Source organism: Leclercia sp. G3L, from assembly GCF_021117075.1.
Taxonomy (GTDB): Bacteria; Pseudomonadota; Gammaproteobacteria; order Enterobacterales; family Enterobacteriaceae; genus Enterobacter; species Enterobacter adecarboxylatus_C.
Genome location: NZ_CP088265.1, coordinates 3,157,120 through 3,172,049, shown reverse-complemented (window position 1 = coordinate 3,172,049; position 14,930 = coordinate 3,157,120). Strand labels below are relative to the sequence as shown.

Below are 14,930 nucleotides of genomic sequence, written 5' to 3'. Positions count from 1 at the left end.
TATATGTGAAAAAACAGCGGCTTCGCTCCGATCCATCCGCAACGGTAAATTGTCTGGATATGCGCAAAATGCGCTATCCGACACGCGAAATGGCTAAGATTCGTCTAAGGTTTTCAGGTGATTGATGACAGCGGCCACGCTGCCCAGCGAACTTAGGAGAACAACCATGATGAGACCTCAACGCCCCGCCACACTGCGGCTGGCGATTGGCGGCATCCTGCTTGGGATCACCGCCTTCAGCTATGCGGACGACTCGTCCAGCGCCCAGAAACAACCCCCGGACATTTTGTTCGGGCCGCTGTTTAACGACGTGCAAAGCGCCAAGCTCTTCCCCGATCAAAAAACCTTTGCCGATGCCGTACCGAAAAACGATCCCCAGGCGATCCTTGCCGATTACCACATGCAGCGCAAACAGTCCGGCTTCGACCTGCGTCACTTTGTTGACATGAACTTTACCCTGCCGACGGAAAAGGAAAAGTACGTTCCGCCTGCCGGACAGAGCCTGCGCGCGCATATCGACGGCCTGTGGCCGGTGCTGACGCGCACCACCTCCAGCGCCGGGAAGTGGGATTCGCTGCTGCCGCTGCCGAAACCTTACGTGGTGCCGGGCGGGCGTTTCCGCGAGATCTACTACTGGGACAGCTACTTCACCATGCTGGGTCTGGCCGAGAGCGGCCACTGGGACAAAGTCGCCGATATGGTGGCGAACTTCGCTTATGAGCTGGACAGCTGGGGCCATATCCCCAACGGCAACCGCAGTTACTACCTGAGCCGCTCCCAGCCGCCGTTCTTCTCCCTGATGGTCGAGCTGCTGGCGACCCACGACAGCGAGGCGCTGAAGAAATACCGTCCGCAGATGGAAAAAGAGTACGCCTACTGGATGGAAGGGGTGGATGCCCTCCAGCCGGGGCAGGCCAGCCAGCGGGTGGTGAAGCTGGACGATGGTGCCGTGCTGAACCGCTACTGGGACAATCGCGATACCCCACGCCCGGAATCCTGGCTGGATGATATCAACACGGCGAAAAAATACCCCAACCGCCCGGCGACCGAGATCTACCGCGATCTGCGTTCCGCCGCCGCCTCCGGCTGGGACTTTAGCTCACGCTGGATGGACGATCCGCAGCAGCTGGGGACGATCCGCACCACCAGCATCGTGCCGGTGGATCTGAATGCCCTGATGTTCAAGATGGAAAAACTGCTGGCGAAGGCCAGTCAGGACGGCGGGGACAGCGCGGCGGCCAGCCGTTACGAGGGTCTGGCAGCCGATCGCCAGAAAGCGATGGAGCGCTATCTGTGGAACGACAAACAGGGCTGGTATGCGGATTACGATCTGAAAACCAAACAGGTGCGCGATCAGCTGACCGCCGCGGCGCTGTTCCCGCTGTACGTGCAGGCAGCCTCGCAGGAGCGTGCGGACAAAACGGCCACGGCCGCCGAGGCCCAGCTGCTGAAAGCCGGCGGGATCGCGACGACCAACGTCAACAGCGGCCAGCAGTGGGATGCGCCAAACGGCTGGGCACCGCTGCAGTGGGTCGCCACCGAAGGCCTGCAGAACTACGGGCATAAAAAAGTGGCGATGGACGTTACCTGGCGCTTCCTTACCAACGTCCAGCACACCTACGATCGCGAGCAGAAGCTGGTGGAGAAATATGATGTGTCCACCACCGGTACGGGCGGCGGTGGCGGCGAATATCCGTTGCAGGACGGCTTTGGCTGGACCAACGGCGTAACGCTGAAGATGCTGGATCTGGTTTGCCCGCAGGCCAACCCTTGCGACAAACTGCCAGCCCAGCAGCCTGCGGCTAATGATGAACCGGCGGCCACCACCCCAGTGGCGACCGGTAATCAACCAGCAGCCACTCCCGCACCGGCCACCAGTAACCAACCTGCGGCAACAAGCGATCAACCCTCGGTAACGACGCCACCGGCGACCAGCGGCAACGCCACGTCGCAGCCAGCCGCTAACGATGAACCGGCGGAAACGCAGAAGAGTGTCGGGCAGTAAAGTGTCGTAGGCCGGGTAAGGCGCAGCCGCCACCCGGCGATATTGCAGGGAAAACCGCACAAAAAAACGGCTCTTACAAAAGAGCCGTTTTTACGTGTGTCAGGCGCGTCGTACCATCCTGTAAACCAGTAGCACGAGAATAGCGCCCACCACGGCGACCAGAAAACTTTGCAGGTTAAATCCGGATACATTGCCGCCGATGCCAAACATCGTTGCCAGCCAGCCGCCGACAACCGCACCTACGACCCCAAGGATACAGGTCACAATAAAACCGCCACCATCCCGTCCCGGCATGATGAATTTTGCGATAACACCAGCAATCAGACCAAATACAATCCAGGCGATAATACCCATAGTGATGCCCTCTTGCAGAGTTAAGCTTGCGCAGAACACCCGCCCGCGCAAGTCATATAAGTATAGGCAATAGCCGGAAAACCATATTGAGGACACTGACTTAATTGCGGCTGTGGCGAAAAAAAATAATTGCTGGTTTGTATTAAGTTCCGCCGTTGCCTGCCGATAACGCAACCACAGACTGTCATTTATCGAGGAGCCCTGGGGCGTGAGTAATTACAGTGAGCAGTTCCTGAAAACTAATCCGCTGGCTGTATTAGGGGTATTACGCGATCTGCAAAAACAGAATGTTCCCGTGCGTATCAGCTGGGGGAACAACCAGTTCATCAGCAAAATTCTGGATGCAACGCCAGAGCGGCTGGTGATGGATTTAGGCAGCCAGGAGTACGAAAACCGTGCGGTGCTGCGCGCAGAAACCATCACCGTGGCCGCCGACACCCAGGGGGCGAAAGTGGAGTTCGAGCTGCCGCGGCTGGAACAGGGAACCTGGCAGGGGCTGCCCGCCTTTATCACCTCGCTGCCGGCATCGGTATGGTGTATCCAGCGACGGGAATATTTCCGCATCAATGCTCCGCTGCATCCGGCCTACTTCTGTAAAGCCAAAATGCCGGACAAGAGCGTGATCCGTTTTCGCCTGCACGATCTCTCCCTGGGCGGCATGGGGGCATTGATGGATAGCGCTAAACCCGACGCTCTGGTCGAAGGGATGCGCTTTTCGCAAATCGAACTGGATATGGGCGGTTGGGGTCGCTTTTTCTTCGATGCGCAGCTGATCACGGTGAGCGAACGTAAAGTGGTGGACAGCAAAAACGAAACCATCACCACGCCGCGTCTGAGCTTCCGTTTTCTCAATGTCGGGCCAGGCCCGGAGCGGGAACTGCAGCGGATTATCTACTCGCTGGAGCGTGAAGCGCGGGAGCGCGCCAACAAGGTGCGTTAATCGCGGCCGGGCAGCGCGTGGCGGCCCGGCAACGGATTACATGGCGTCCATCGCCTTCTGCACTTTCCAGATATAGCGCGGCGCCTGCGGAGCGGGGTGATTGTTGACAACGTGCTCAAAGAACTCGTCTTTGTCCAGGTCGTTGATCTCGGCAATCGCCTTTTTGCGATCCGAGGAGAAGGTGCGCAGCAGCGCGCCTGCCCCGTTAACGTAGGAAACCACCAGCGCATACTGCATCACTTCCGGGTCCTCAATTCCCTGCAGGATCCCGTGCTCCAGAATACTCAGATAGGCAGTACCCATCGAAATATTGCGCTCCGGGTTCTTCAGCTCGCTGGTGGATGGCTGTCCGCTCCAGCCCATATGGCGGTAGACTTCCCGCCCGGCGGTGGAGGCTTTCAGCTGCATCAGGCCCACCGCGTTCGATTTACTGACCAGATTCGGGTTCCCGCCCGACTCAACCGCAATGATGGCGGTCACCAGACGCGGGCTGACGCCCCAAGCAGCACCGGCTTTTTCAGTGATCGGCATCCACTGCATCGCCCGTTTCACCGGGACTTCCGGGTTCCATTCCTGTTTTTTGTAATCCTGCTTTGAACTACAGCCTGCAAGCAACACAATCAAAAAAGCAAACCATCTCAATTTCACGTCATCTGTCCTTATGGTCATTCATCGCTGTTACCCTATCCTCCGCTTGATGAAGGACGCGCTCAGGCGGCATGATATATACATTTAGATTTATAAGTCAGCAAGGAAATGCCATGTCTCAGTTTCATCTCATCGCACCATCAGGTTACTGCATTAATCAGGAAGCGGCCCACCGGGGCGTTGCGCGTTTACTGGACGACGGGCATCAGGTGCAAAATCAGATAATTATACCCCGCCGTCAGCAGCGATTTGCCGGAACCGAGGCGCAGCGCCTGAGCGACATAAACGCCCTCGCTCGCCTGCCGGGTGCCAACCAGATTGTACTGGCGGTGCGCGGGGGGTACGGCGCCAGCCGCCTGCTGGAGCAGATCGACTGGCAGGGGCTGGCCGAACGCCAGCAGCAGGACCCGCTGCTGATTTGCGGCCACAGCGATTTCACCGTCATCCAGCTCGGCCTGCTGGCGTTGCATAACGTCATCACCTTCAGCGGCCCGATGCTGGCGGGCAACTTTGGCGCACCGGAGCTGAACGCTTTTACCCTGGATCACTTCTGGCGCGCGCTGCAAAACAGCACTTATTCCGTGGAGTGGCAGGGCGAGGGCCCGGCGTGTGAACGCGCAGGCCAGCTGTGGGGCGGCAATCTGGCGATGGTCGTGTCGCTGATCGGCACCCGCTGGCTGCCCGCCATTGAGAACGGCATTCTGGTGCTGGAAGATATCAACGAGCACCCGTTCCGCGTTGAGCGCATGCTGCTGCAGCTGCATCACGCGGGCATTCTCGACCGTCAGCAGGCGATTGTGCTCGGCAGTTTTAGCGGCGCGACTGCCAATGATTACGATGCCGGCTACGATCTGGCGACCATGATCGATTATCTGCGCGCCCGGGTGTCGGTGCCGATCATCAGCGGGCTCGATTTCGGCCACGAACAGAAGACCGTCACTCTGCCGCTGGGTGCGCAGGCTACGCTTGTTCACGCCGCAGGTAAGACCTGTTTAACCCTGAGCGGACATCCGGTGATTAAGGCATAAAAAAAGCCTCTTAAGCGCCGGATTAGCACGCTGTAAGGGGCATTAATATGTTAGGGTTTTAATAACAGTCATCGCGTCACGCAGGGAGTACGCACACATTGGATGCCGCAGCAATAATCAGTCTTTTTATCCTGGGTTCAGTTCTTGTAACCTGCAGTATATTATTGAGTTCGTTTTCTTCTCGTCTCGGCATCCCCATTCTGGTTATTTTCCTCGCCATCGGCATGCTGGCGGGCGTTGATGGCGTCGGGGGGATCCCCTTCGATAACTACCCCTTTGCCTACATGATCAGTAACCTCGCGCTGGCGGTGATCCTGCTGGATGGCGGGATGCGCACCCAGGCCAGCTCGTTTCGCGTGGCGCTGGGGCCGGCCCTGTCGCTGGCGACGGTCGGGGTGCTCATCACCTCCGGCCTGACCGGGATGATGGCAGCGTGGCTGTTTAAGCTGGATATCATGGAAGGCCTGCTGATTGGCGCCATTGTCGGCTCGACCGATGCCGCGGCGGTCTTTTCGCTGCTGGGCGGCAAAGGGCTGAACGAACGTGTCGGCTCGACGCTGGAGATTGAGTCCGGCAGCAACGACCCGATGGCGGTGTTTCTTACCATCACCCTGATTGAGATGATCCAGCAGCATGAAACCAGCCTGAGCTGGATGTTCGCCTGGCACATCATTCAGCAGTTTGGCCTCGGGATCATCATTGGTCTCGCCGGCGGCTACCTGCTGCAACAGATGATCAACCGTATCTCGCTGCCTGCCGGGCTTTACCCGCTGCTGGCCCTGAGCGGCGGGATTTTGATTTTCGCTCTCACCACCGCGATGGACGGCAGCGGCATTCTGGCGGTCTACCTGTGTGGCTTCCTTCTCGGGAACCGGCCGATCCGCAACCGCTTTGGCATTCTGCAGAACTTTGACGGCCTCGCCTGGCTGGCGCAAATCGGCATGTTCCTGGTGCTGGGGCTGCTGGTGACGCCGTCGGATCTGCTGCCGATTGCCATTCCGGCGCTGCTGCTGTCGATATGGATGATCTTCTTTGCCCGTCCGCTGTCGGTGTTTGCCGGCCTGCTGCCGTTTAAGGGATTTAACCTGCGCGAGCGGGTGTTTATCAGCTGGGTGGGGCTGCGCGGCGCGGTCCCTATTATCCTCGCGGTGTTCCCGATGATGGCCGGGCTGGACAACGCCCGCCTGTTCTTCAACGTGGCCTTCTTCGTGGTGCTGGTGTCGCTGCTGTTCCAGGGGACTTCCCTGTCGTGGGCAGCGAAAAAGGCCAAAGTGGTGATCCCGCCGGTGGGCTGGCCGGTCTCACGCGTCGGGCTGGATCTGCATCCGGAGAATCCGTGGGAACAGTTTGTCTACCAGCTCAGCGCCGACAAGTGGTGCGTGGGGGCTTCGCTGCGGGATCTGCATATGCCTGAAGAGACGCGCATTGCCGCCCTGTTCCGCGATAATGCCCTGCTGCACCCGACCGGGAGCACCCGGCTGCGCGAGGGGGATATTCTCTGCGTAATTGGCCGCGAGCGCGACCTCCCTGCCCTCGGTAAGCTGTTCAGCCAGTCACCGCCGGTGGCGCTGGATCAGCGCTTCTTTGGGGATTTTATTCTCGAAGCCAGCGCCAAATTTGCCGACGTGGCGTTGATCTACGGCCTGGATGAAGGGCTGGAGTATCGGGATAACCAGCAGACCCTGGGCGAAATTATCCAGAAGCTGCTCGGTGCCGCGCCGGTCGTGGGTGATCAGGTGGAGTTTGCCGGGATGATCTGGACGGTGGCGGAGAAAGAAGATAACAGGGTGCGGAAAGTGGGCGTGCGCGTGGCGGAGGATATCGAGGAGTAGGCCGGGTAAGCGTAAGCGCCACCCGGCGTTTGGCTCCGGCGTTCATGCCGGGTGGCGGCTACGCCTTACCCGGCCTACAACGACTTTACACCGTAATGACGGGCACCCGCGGGGCTAACGCGGTTAACAACTCGTAGCCTATTGTGCCCGCCGCGGCGGCGACATCATCCACTTTCACCTCATTTCCCCACAGCTCAACCGGCGTGCCGATCCCGGCCTGCGGGCAGGGGGTGAGATCGATCGCCAGCATATCCATCGACACGGTGCCCACCGTGCCGGTGCGCACGCCGTCCACCCAGACCGGGGTACCGGAAGGGGCAATGCGCGGATAGCCGTCGGCATAGCCCCCGGCGACAATGCCGATGCGCTGCTCGCCCGAGGCACGATAGCGGCTGCCGTAGCCCACGGTATCCCCCGCTTTCAGGGTCTGGACGCCAATGATTTCACTGCGCAGGGTCATCACCGGCTTCAGGCCGCTGTTGGCGATATCCTGCCACTGGCCGGAAGGTGACGCGCCGTAGAGAATAATCCCCGGTCGCACCCAGTCAAAATGCGCTTCCGGGTGCCAGAGGGTCGCCGCTGAGTTAGAGAGCGAACGCGGACAGTTCAGCCCTTCCGCCGCCTGTTCAATGCGCATCATCGGCTCCGTGATGCCGTCCGGCTTTTCCGCATCGGCAAAATGGGCCATCAGCGTCATTTCGCCGACGTTTTTCACCGCCCGCAGCTGCTGCCAGACGCTGTGAACCCGATCCGGCGGGAAACCGAGACGGTTCATGCCGCTGTTCACTTTCAGGTAGATATCGAGCGGAGCGTGCAGCTTTGCATTCTGCAACGCCTTGACCTGCCAGTTGCTGTGCACGCTGGTGGTCAGGCGGTACTTATCGAACAGCGGCAGTTCATCGCTGTTAAAGAAGCCTTCGAGCATCAGGATCGGCCCTTTCCAGCCGCGCTCGCGCAGCAGGATCGCCTCTTCCAGATTCAGCATCGCAAAGCCATCGGTCGCGCTTAATGCGCTCCAGATGCGATCCAGACCGTGGCCGTAAGCATTGGCTTTGACTACCGCCCAGACCCGGGAAGCTGGCGCAGCGCGACGGACAATGTGCAGGTTATCTTTCAGGGCCTGCAGATCCAGCTGAGCCACAACAGGACGTGACATGACGACTCCTTGTTAGTTATGCGCGCCGTGTAAATGCTGTGGACGTGACGGAGTGAACCCCGGACGGTAGCGCGCGACGCTTAAATCATCAAACGGAATAGCCGGTGTGCGCCCGGAGATCAAATCACTGAGCAACTGCCCTGAACCGCAGGCCATCGTCCAGCCCAGCGTACCGTGTCCGGTGTTGAGCCACAGGTTCTTAAACGGGGTGCGGCCCACCACCGGCGTACCGTCCGGGGTCATCGGGCGCAGCCCGGTCCAGAAGGTCGCCTGTTCGATATAACCGCCCCGCGGGAAGAGGTCGCCCACGACCATCTCCAGCGTTTCCCGACGCGGCTGCAGCAGCTCGGTGTTAAAGCCGACGATTTCCGCCATTCCTCCCACGCGGATCCGATTGTCAAAACGGGTGATCGCGATTTTGTATGTTTCATCAAGGATAGTTGAAACCGGGGCACCGCTGTCCTCTTTCACCGGGATCGTCAGCGAGTAACCCTTCAGCGGGTAGACCGGAATATCGACGATGCCCTTCAGCATCGCCGTGGAGTAAGAGCCAAACGCCATCACGTAGGCGTCGGCTTTTACCACCTCGTCGCCGCACAGCACGCCGTAGATATTCTCCCCTTCGTACAGCAGCTTATCGACTGAGGTGTTGTAGCGGAATTTAACCCCCGCCTGCTCGGCCATCTGGGCCAGATTCTGGGTGAAGAGCTGGCAGTCGCCGGTTTCGTCATTGGGCAGACGCAGGCCGCCGGTGAGCTTGTGGGCGACCTCCGCCAGCGCCGGTTCGACCTGCGCCAGCTGGCTGGCTTCCAGCAGCTGATACGGCACCCCGGCATCCTCAAGAACGGCGATATCGCGGGTGGCGTTTTCGTACTGCTGGGCGGTGCGGAACAGCTGCAGCGTGCCCCCCTGGCGGCCTTCATACTGAATGCCGGTGGTGGCGCGCAGCGCTTTCAGGCAGTCGCGGCTGTACTCCGCCAGACGCACCATCCGCCCTTTGTTTTCCATATAGTGTGAGGTGTCGCAGTTGCGCAGCATCTGCCACATCCACTTGAGCTGAAACTGGGTGCCGTCGAGACTGATCGCCAGCGGCGCATGGCGCTGGAACATCCATTTAATCGCCTTCAGCGGCACACCCGGGGCCGCCCAGGGCGCCGCATAGCCCGGAGAAATTTGCCCGGCATTGGCGGCGCTGGTCTCCAGCGCCGGACCCGGCTCACGATCGATGACGGTCACGTCGTGCCCGGCCTGACTCAGGTACCAGGCGCTGGTTACGCCAACGACGCCACTTCCCAGTATGACAACACGCATAGCCACTCCCTTAATAAGCAAAAGAACAATCTTCTGATTACATATTGATAACCCAGCTGAAAATATTATTCAACATAGGCCTTTTTTATGGTGACATAACTCACACCTTCCCCTGCTGACGCGGGTAGCGCGGTTTTGGCATCTCCTGCTGCGCGGCATTTTTAACCAGCATATTATTCTGCGAGACACCCCTTTTTCGTCATGTGGAAAACGGGAAATCGCAAAGAAAAAAATAGCGTGCCAGCACGCTTTTGAATGGCGTGTTCTATGCTTGAAAAGAGGTTCTCCAGACAGAGAGAGCTACCAACAATGAGGGCGCGCTAATGGCTACTATTGATTCCATGAATAAGGACACCACACGTCTGAGCGATGGACCCGACTGGACATTCGAGCTGCTGGACACCTATCTGGCGGAAATTGACCGGGTGGCGAAACTCTACCGTCTGGATGCCTATCCCCATCAGATTGAAGTCATTACCTCCGAACAGATGATGGACGCTTACTCCAGCGTCGGGATGCCCATTAACTATACCCACTGGTCGTTTGGCAAAAAATTCATTGAAACCGAACGGCTGTATAAACACGGTCAGCAGGGGCTGGCGTATGAGATCGTTATCAACTCCAACCCCTGCATTGCCTACCTGATGGAAGAGAACACCATCACCATGCAGGCGCTGGTGATGGCGCACGCCTGCTACGGACATAACTCGTTTTTCAAAAATAACTACCTGTTCCGCAGCTGGACCGATGCCAGTTCGATTGTCGACTACCTGATCTTTGCCCGTAACTACATCACCCAGTGTGAAGAGCGCTACGGCGTGGATGAGGTCGAAAAGCTGCTGGACTCCTGCCATGCGCTGATGAACTACGGCGTGGATCGCTACAAACGTCCGCAGAAGATCTCCCTGCAGGAGGAGAAAGCCCGGCAGAAAAGCCGCGAAGAGTATCTGCAAAGCCAGGTGAATACGCTGTGGCGTACCCTGCCGAAACGTGAAGAAGAGAAAACGGTAGTGGAAGCGCGCCGCTACCCTTCCGAGCCGCAGGAGAACCTGCTCTACTTTATGGAGAAGAACGCCCCGCTGCTGGAGCCGTGGCAGCGTGAGATCCTGCGCATCGTGCGTAAGGTGAGCCAGTACTTCTATCCGCAAAAACAGACTCAGGTGATGAACGAAGGCTGGGCGACCTTCTGGCACTACACCATCCTTAACCACCTGTATGACGAAGGCAAAGTGACAGAACGCTTTATGCTGGAGTTCCTGCACAGCCACACCAACGTGGTGTTCCAGCCGCCTTACAACAGCCCGTGGTACAGCGGCATTAACCCGTATGCGCTGGGCTTTGCCATGTTCCAGGACATCAAGCGTATCTGTCAGAACCCGACGGAAGAGGATAAATACTGGTTCCCGGATATCGCCGGGTCCGACTGGCTGGAGACGCTCCATTTCGCGATGCGCGACTTCAAGGATGAGAGCTTTATCAGTCAGTTCCTGTCGCCGAAGGTGATGCGTGATTTCCGCCTGTTTACGGTGCTGGATGACGATCACAACAACTACCTGGAGATTTCGGCGATCCACAATGAAGAGGGGTATCGTGAGATCCGCTCCCGCCTCTCGGCCCAGTACAACTTAAGCAACCTTGAGCCGAATATTCAGGTCTGGAATGTGGATCTGCGCGGGGATCGCTCCCTGACGCTGCGCTATATTCCGCACAACCGCGCGCCGCTGGATAAAGGGCGCAAGGAAGTGCTGAAGCATGTGCACCGCCTGTGGGGCTTTGACATTATGCTTGAGCAACAGAACGAAGACGGCAGCGTGGAGCTGCTGGAGCGGTGCCCGGTTAAAGGCAATATGTTGTAGTTCGGTGCGGCCTGTTTTGCCGGGTGGCGGCTACGCCTTACCCGGCCTACGAAATCCAGACATCGGGCGAAAAAAAACCTCTCAAGCGAGAGGTTTTTTATTTTAGCGCCCCTGGATCACCAGGTCGCCCGGCAGGGACTTCTGCATCCGGTGCCAGATCTCGCCGCTGTCACGACCGTAGCGACGCACGGTTTCGTACACCTGGTCGTGCAACCCTTCAGAGCACAGCTCGCTCAGCTTATGGTAGAAGCCGAGCGCCAGGCTGCGGGCTTCCGGGTTGGCGAAGTAGTGACGACCGATGCGGGTATAGAGCCCTTTCATGCCGTTGAGGATCAGGCCGTAGATCGGGTTGCCGGAGGCAAAAGCCAGGCCGCGGAAGACGTTGTAATCCAGCAGGGCGAAGGCATCGGCGTGATCTTCCACGGCGGTAGCACGGGCCAGCACTTCCAGCGCCTTATCCGGATGCTGGCGAAACGCCGTACGGATAAAGATGGTGGCGATGTTGGTACGCACTGAGAGCAGATTATCGATCAGCTGCGGTACGCTCTCGTGATCGAGGCGCGCCAGCGTTTCAAGAATATTCAGGCCCGACGTTTCCCAGAAGTTATTCACTTTGGTCGGTTTGCCGTGTTGGATCGTCAGCCAGCCATCGCGGGCCAGTCGCTGCAACACTTCACGTAAGGTGGTACGTGTGACGCCAATCAGTTCAGAGAGTTCGCGTTCTGCGGGAAGTATCGAGCCAGGGGGGAATCGGTTATTCCAGATGCTCTCGATAATGTACTCTTCCGCAAAACCCGCCGGGCTTTGCGCCTTTATGACCATAGTGAGTTTTCCATTAACTGCTTTTTACAAAATTCACTCATCATACCAGAGGCAGGCAGAGGCAGATAGCGCAGCGAGGCGAGAAAAAAGGGATCGCCGTTTTATTTTTATCATTTAAAAGTCAGGCCTGACGCCCCCTCCATGTGTCAGTTTGCGTATACTTAAAACGTAATTATGTGACGGGCAAGGAAATCTGTTGTGGAAATGTCTTATAGCCGCGCCTTCTGGCGCAATTTTTTAGGCCAGTCGCCTGACTGGTACAAACTGACCCTTATTATTTTTCTGGTTATCAATCCTCTTATCTTTCTCGTGAGCCCGTTTGCCGCAGGCTGGTTACTGGTGGCCGAGTTCATCTTTACCCTGGCGATGGCGCTGAAATGTTATCCCCTGCTGCCGGGCGGCCTGCTGGCCATTGAGGCGGTGGCGATCGGCATGACCAGCGCAGAGCATGTGAAAGAGGAGCTGGCGTCGAATCTGGAAGTGCTCCTGCTGCTGATGTTTATGGTGGCCGGGATCTACTTTATGAAGCAGCTGCTGCTGTTTATCTTCACCCGCCTGCTGCTGAGTATCCCCTCAAAAACGATGCTGTCGCTGGCCTTCTGCATCGCGGCCGCTTTTTTATCGGCCTTCCTCGATGCCCTGACGGTGGTGGCGGTGGTGATCAGCGTCGCCGTCGGCTTCTACGGGATCTATCACCGGGTGGCCTCCGCCCAGCCGGAAGATAACCTGCATGATGACAGCAAGGTTGATAACAAACAGCGCGAGGTGCTGGAGCAGTTTCGCGCCTTCCTGCGCAGCCTGATGATGCACGCCGGCGTGGGCACCGCGCTGGGTGGGGTGATGACCATGGTCGGCGAGCCGCAGAACCTGATCATCGCCAAAGCCGTGGGCTGGAACTTTACCGAGTTTTTCCTGCGGGTGGCCCCGGTCAGCGTGCCGGTGCTGGTGTGCGGCCTGCTGACCTGCTGGCTGGTGGAGAAATTCAGATGGTTTGGTTACGGCACCCTGCTCCCGACTCAGGTTCGCGAAGTATTGCAGCGTTACGATGATGAGAGCCGCAGCCAGCGGACCCGTCAACAGAAGCTGGCGTTGATTTTTCAGGGGATGATTGGCGTCTGGCTGATTATCGCCCTGGCGTTTCATCTGGCGGAGGTGGGGTTGATTGGCCTGTCGGTGATCATCCTGGCGACCTCCTTCACCGGCGTGACCGACGAGCACGCTATCGGCAAAGCCTTTACCGAAGCGCTGCCCTTTACTGCCCTGCTGGCGGTCTTTTTCGCGGTGGTGGCGGTAATAGTCGACCAGCAGCTGTTTGCGCCGATCATCCGCTACGTGCTACAGGCCGAGCAAGATGCCCAGCTGTCGCTCTTCTATCTGTTTAACGGCCTGCTGTCGGCTATCTCCGACAACGTGTTTGTCGGCTCGGTCTATATCAATGAGGCCAAAACCGCGTTACAGGGCGGGGCGATAAACCAGCAACAGTTTGAACTGCTGGCGGTAGCGATCAACACCGGGACCAACCTGCCCTCCGTCGCCACGCCAAACGGCCAGGCGGCGTTCCTGTTCCTGCTCACCTCGGCGCTGGCGCCGCTGATAAGACTCTCTTATGGCCGGATGGTGTGGATGGCTCTGCCCTATACGGTGGTATTAACCTGCATCGGTTTGTTGTGCGTCAAAATTACCCTCATTCCTTTTACCCAATGGATGTTACAGACGGGTATACTGGCGACGCATTAAGTGAGTCAGGCGGGTAATTTATTACCCGGCTGCACTGACGAATGATAAATATCCGATTACGTTATATTTTGCGTGCCGAGGCTGGCGCGCAAATTGTTTTCGTTTACACTGCGCTTTCTATACCTGTTCCAGGGAAATGATTATGTTGAAATTTTTGAACCAGTGCTCGCGTGGACGCGGAGCGTGGTTGCTGTTGGCCCTGACCGCCTTCGCGCTCGAAATGGTGGCATTGTGGTTCCAGCATGTGATGTTGCTGAAGCCCTGTGTGTTGTGTATCTATGAACGCAGCGCGCTGTTTGGCGTGATGGGCGCAGGCCTGGTCGGTGCCATCGCGCCGAAAAGCCCGCTGCGCTACGGCGCGATTGCCATCTGGCTCTACAGCGCCGGAAAAGGCCTGCAGCTGGCCTGGGAGCACACCATGATCCAGCTGCATCCGTCGCCGTTTCAGACCTGCGATTTTGCCGCCCGCTTCCCGAGCTGGCTGCCGCTGGATAAGTGGCTGCCGCAGGTATTCGTGGCAAGCGGTGACTGCTCCGTGCGTCAGTGGGAGTTCCTGACCCTTGAGATGCCGCAGTGGCTGGTGGGCATTTTCGCCGCCTATCTGGTCGTAGCGCTGCTGGTGCTGATTGCCCAGCCGTTTAAACCGAAAAAACGCGATCTGTTTGGGCGCTAATGCCCGGCGGCGCTTCGCTTGCGCGGGCCTACGGTGTTGTAGGCCGGGTAAGCGCAGCGCCACCCGGCAATAAAAAACCCGCCGAGGCGGGTTTTTTATTATGCGCGGTTGGGGTGATTCATAATATGGTCTTCCCAGTCGCGCACCTCTGATTCCCGCACCGCAATGTGGCGCACAGAAATTCGCTCGCCGTGCATCGCCGCTTTAGAACCGGCCAGCAGCGGGTGCCACTTCGGCAGGTCTTTCCCTTCCGCCAGCAGACGATAGGCGCAGGTCGGCGGCAGCCATTCAAAGGTCGGCAGGTTATCGCGGGTCAACTTGATGCAGTCCGGCTCTAACTCGAAGCGTCGCTCGTAGTTTCGGCACTGGCAGGTTTTAATGTTCAGCTGATTGCAGGCGACGTTGGTGAAATAGATTTCGTCCGAGTCTTCATCCATCAGCTTATGCAGACAGCACTGCCCGCAGCCATCGCACAGCGATTCCCACTCGGCGTCGGTCATGTTGTCGAGAGTTTTGCTTTGCCAGAAAGGGATTTCGCTCATAAGGATGTCCACACGTCAAAATAAAG

General features: G+C 58.2%; 13 protein-coding genes. 7 read left to right on the top strand and 6 right to left on the bottom strand.

Annotation, left to right across the window (positions count from 1 at the left end; genetic code table 11):
* Positions 1-166: 166 nt before the first annotated feature.
* Positions 167-2,005, top strand: a complete 1,839-nt coding sequence (gene treA, locus LRS40_RS16620) for an alpha,alpha-trehalase (RefSeq protein WP_231312112.1) — start codon at positions 167-169, stop codon at positions 2,003-2,005.
* A 99-nt stretch (positions 2,006-2,104) separates the two neighbouring features.
* Here treA and LRS40_RS16615 read toward each other — a convergent pair whose 3' ends face one another.
* Positions 2,105-2,359: a GlsB/YeaQ/YmgE family stress response membrane protein gene (locus LRS40_RS16615; protein WP_142489908.1), complete on the bottom strand. Its 255-nt coding sequence runs from the start codon at positions 2,357-2,359 to the stop codon at positions 2,105-2,107.
* Between the two features lie 208 nt (positions 2,360-2,567).
* Between LRS40_RS16615 and LRS40_RS16610 the strand changes: the two genes are divergently transcribed.
* On the top strand, positions 2,568-3,299 hold the full coding sequence (locus LRS40_RS16610) for a flagellar brake protein (protein WP_142489909.1): 732 nt from the start codon (positions 2,568-2,570) through the stop codon (positions 3,297-3,299).
* Positions 3,300-3,335: 36 nt separating this feature from the next.
* On the opposite strand, the gene emtA is transcribed toward LRS40_RS16610, so the two are convergent.
* Positions 3,336-3,947 carry a membrane-bound lytic murein transglycosylase EmtA gene (gene emtA / locus LRS40_RS16605; RefSeq protein ID WP_142489910.1) on the bottom strand — a complete coding sequence of 204 codons (612 nt, stop codon included), beginning with the start codon at positions 3,945-3,947 and terminating at the stop codon, positions 3,336-3,338.
* A gap of 113 nt (positions 3,948-4,060) precedes the next feature.
* Between emtA and ldcA the strand changes: the two genes are divergently transcribed.
* Positions 4,061-4,975 (top strand): muramoyltetrapeptide carboxypeptidase, encoded by a 915-nt coding sequence (gene ldcA, locus LRS40_RS16600; protein ID WP_142489911.1) that lies wholly within the window; start codon positions 4,061-4,063, stop codon positions 4,973-4,975.
* A gap of 98 nt (positions 4,976-5,073) precedes the next feature.
* Positions 5,074-6,807, top strand: coding sequence for a potassium/proton antiporter (locus LRS40_RS16595; RefSeq protein ID WP_231312111.1), 1,734 nt, complete (start codon positions 5,074-5,076; stop codon positions 6,805-6,807).
* An 85-nt stretch (positions 6,808-6,892) separates the two neighbouring features.
* Here the strand turns inward: LRS40_RS16595 and dadX are convergent, their stop codons facing one another.
* Both dadX and LRS40_RS16585 read right to left on the bottom strand, forming a co-directional pair.
* Positions 6,893-7,963, bottom strand: a complete 1,071-nt coding sequence (gene dadX / locus LRS40_RS16590) for a catabolic alanine racemase DadX (RefSeq protein ID WP_231312110.1) — start codon at positions 7,961-7,963, stop codon at positions 6,893-6,895.
* Between the two features lie 12 nt (positions 7,964-7,975).
* On the bottom strand, positions 7,976-9,274 hold the full coding sequence (locus LRS40_RS16585) for a D-amino acid dehydrogenase (RefSeq protein ID WP_231312109.1): 1,299 nt from the start codon (positions 9,272-9,274) through the stop codon (positions 7,976-7,978).
* Between the two features lie 323 nt (positions 9,275-9,597).
* Between LRS40_RS16585 and LRS40_RS16580 the strand changes: the two genes are divergently transcribed.
* Complete coding sequence (locus tag LRS40_RS16580; RefSeq protein WP_156264025.1) at positions 9,598-11,130, top strand: SpoVR family protein; 1,533 nt, start codon at positions 9,598-9,600, stop codon at positions 11,128-11,130.
* Between the two features lie 102 nt (positions 11,131-11,232).
* Here LRS40_RS16580 and fadR read toward each other — a convergent pair whose 3' ends face one another.
* Positions 11,233-11,952 (bottom strand): fatty acid metabolism transcriptional regulator FadR, encoded by a 720-nt coding sequence (gene fadR, locus LRS40_RS16575; protein WP_142489916.1) that lies wholly within the window; start codon positions 11,950-11,952, stop codon positions 11,233-11,235.
* 198 nt (positions 11,953-12,150) lie between these two features.
* On the opposite strand from fadR, the gene nhaB reads away from it, so the two are divergent.
* Together nhaB and dsbB are read left to right on the top strand one after the other, a co-directional pair.
* On the top strand, positions 12,151-13,689 hold the full coding sequence (gene nhaB / locus LRS40_RS16570; RefSeq protein ID WP_231312108.1) for a sodium/proton antiporter NhaB: 1,539 nt from the start codon (positions 12,151-12,153) through the stop codon (positions 13,687-13,689).
* Positions 13,690-13,831: 142 nt separating this feature from the next.
* Positions 13,832-14,362, top strand: a complete 531-nt coding sequence (gene dsbB, locus LRS40_RS16565; protein WP_142489918.1) for a disulfide bond formation protein DsbB — start codon at positions 13,832-13,834, stop codon at positions 14,360-14,362.
* Positions 14,363-14,460: 98 nt separating this feature from the next.
* On the opposite strand, the gene LRS40_RS16560 is transcribed toward dsbB, so the two are convergent.
* A complete protein-coding gene (locus LRS40_RS16560; protein ID WP_142489919.1) occupies positions 14,461-14,904 on the bottom strand; it encodes a YcgN family cysteine cluster protein in 444 nt (147 codons plus the stop codon).
* Positions 14,905-14,930: the final 26 nt, after the last annotated feature.

Coding starts and splice junctions, on each gene's coding strand:
- treA (WP_231312112.1), top strand. CDS start 167: ATGATGAGACCTCAACGCCCCGCCACACTGCGGCTGGCGATTGGCGGC.
- LRS40_RS16615 (WP_142489908.1), bottom strand. CDS start 2,359: ATGGGTATTATCGCCTGGATTGTATTTGGTCTGATTGCTGGTGTTATC.
- ldcA (WP_142489911.1), top strand. CDS start 4,061: ATGTCTCAGTTTCATCTCATCGCACCATCAGGTTACTGCATTAATCAG.
- dadX (WP_231312110.1), bottom strand. CDS start 7,963: ATGTCACGTCCTGTTGTGGCTCAGCTGGATCTGCAGGCCCTGAAAGAT.
- LRS40_RS16585 (WP_231312109.1), bottom strand. CDS start 9,274: ATGCGTGTTGTCATACTGGGAAGTGGCGTCGTTGGCGTAACCAGCGCC.
- LRS40_RS16580 (WP_156264025.1), top strand. CDS start 9,598: ATGGCTACTATTGATTCCATGAATAAGGACACCACACGTCTGAGCGAT.
- fadR (WP_142489916.1), bottom strand. CDS start 11,952: ATGGTCATAAAGGCGCAAAGCCCGGCGGGTTTTGCGGAAGAGTACATT.
- dsbB (WP_142489918.1), top strand. CDS start 13,832: ATGTTGAAATTTTTGAACCAGTGCTCGCGTGGACGCGGAGCGTGGTTG.
- LRS40_RS16560 (WP_142489919.1), bottom strand. CDS start 14,904: ATGAGCGAAATCCCTTTCTGGCAAAGCAAAACTCTCGACAACATGACC.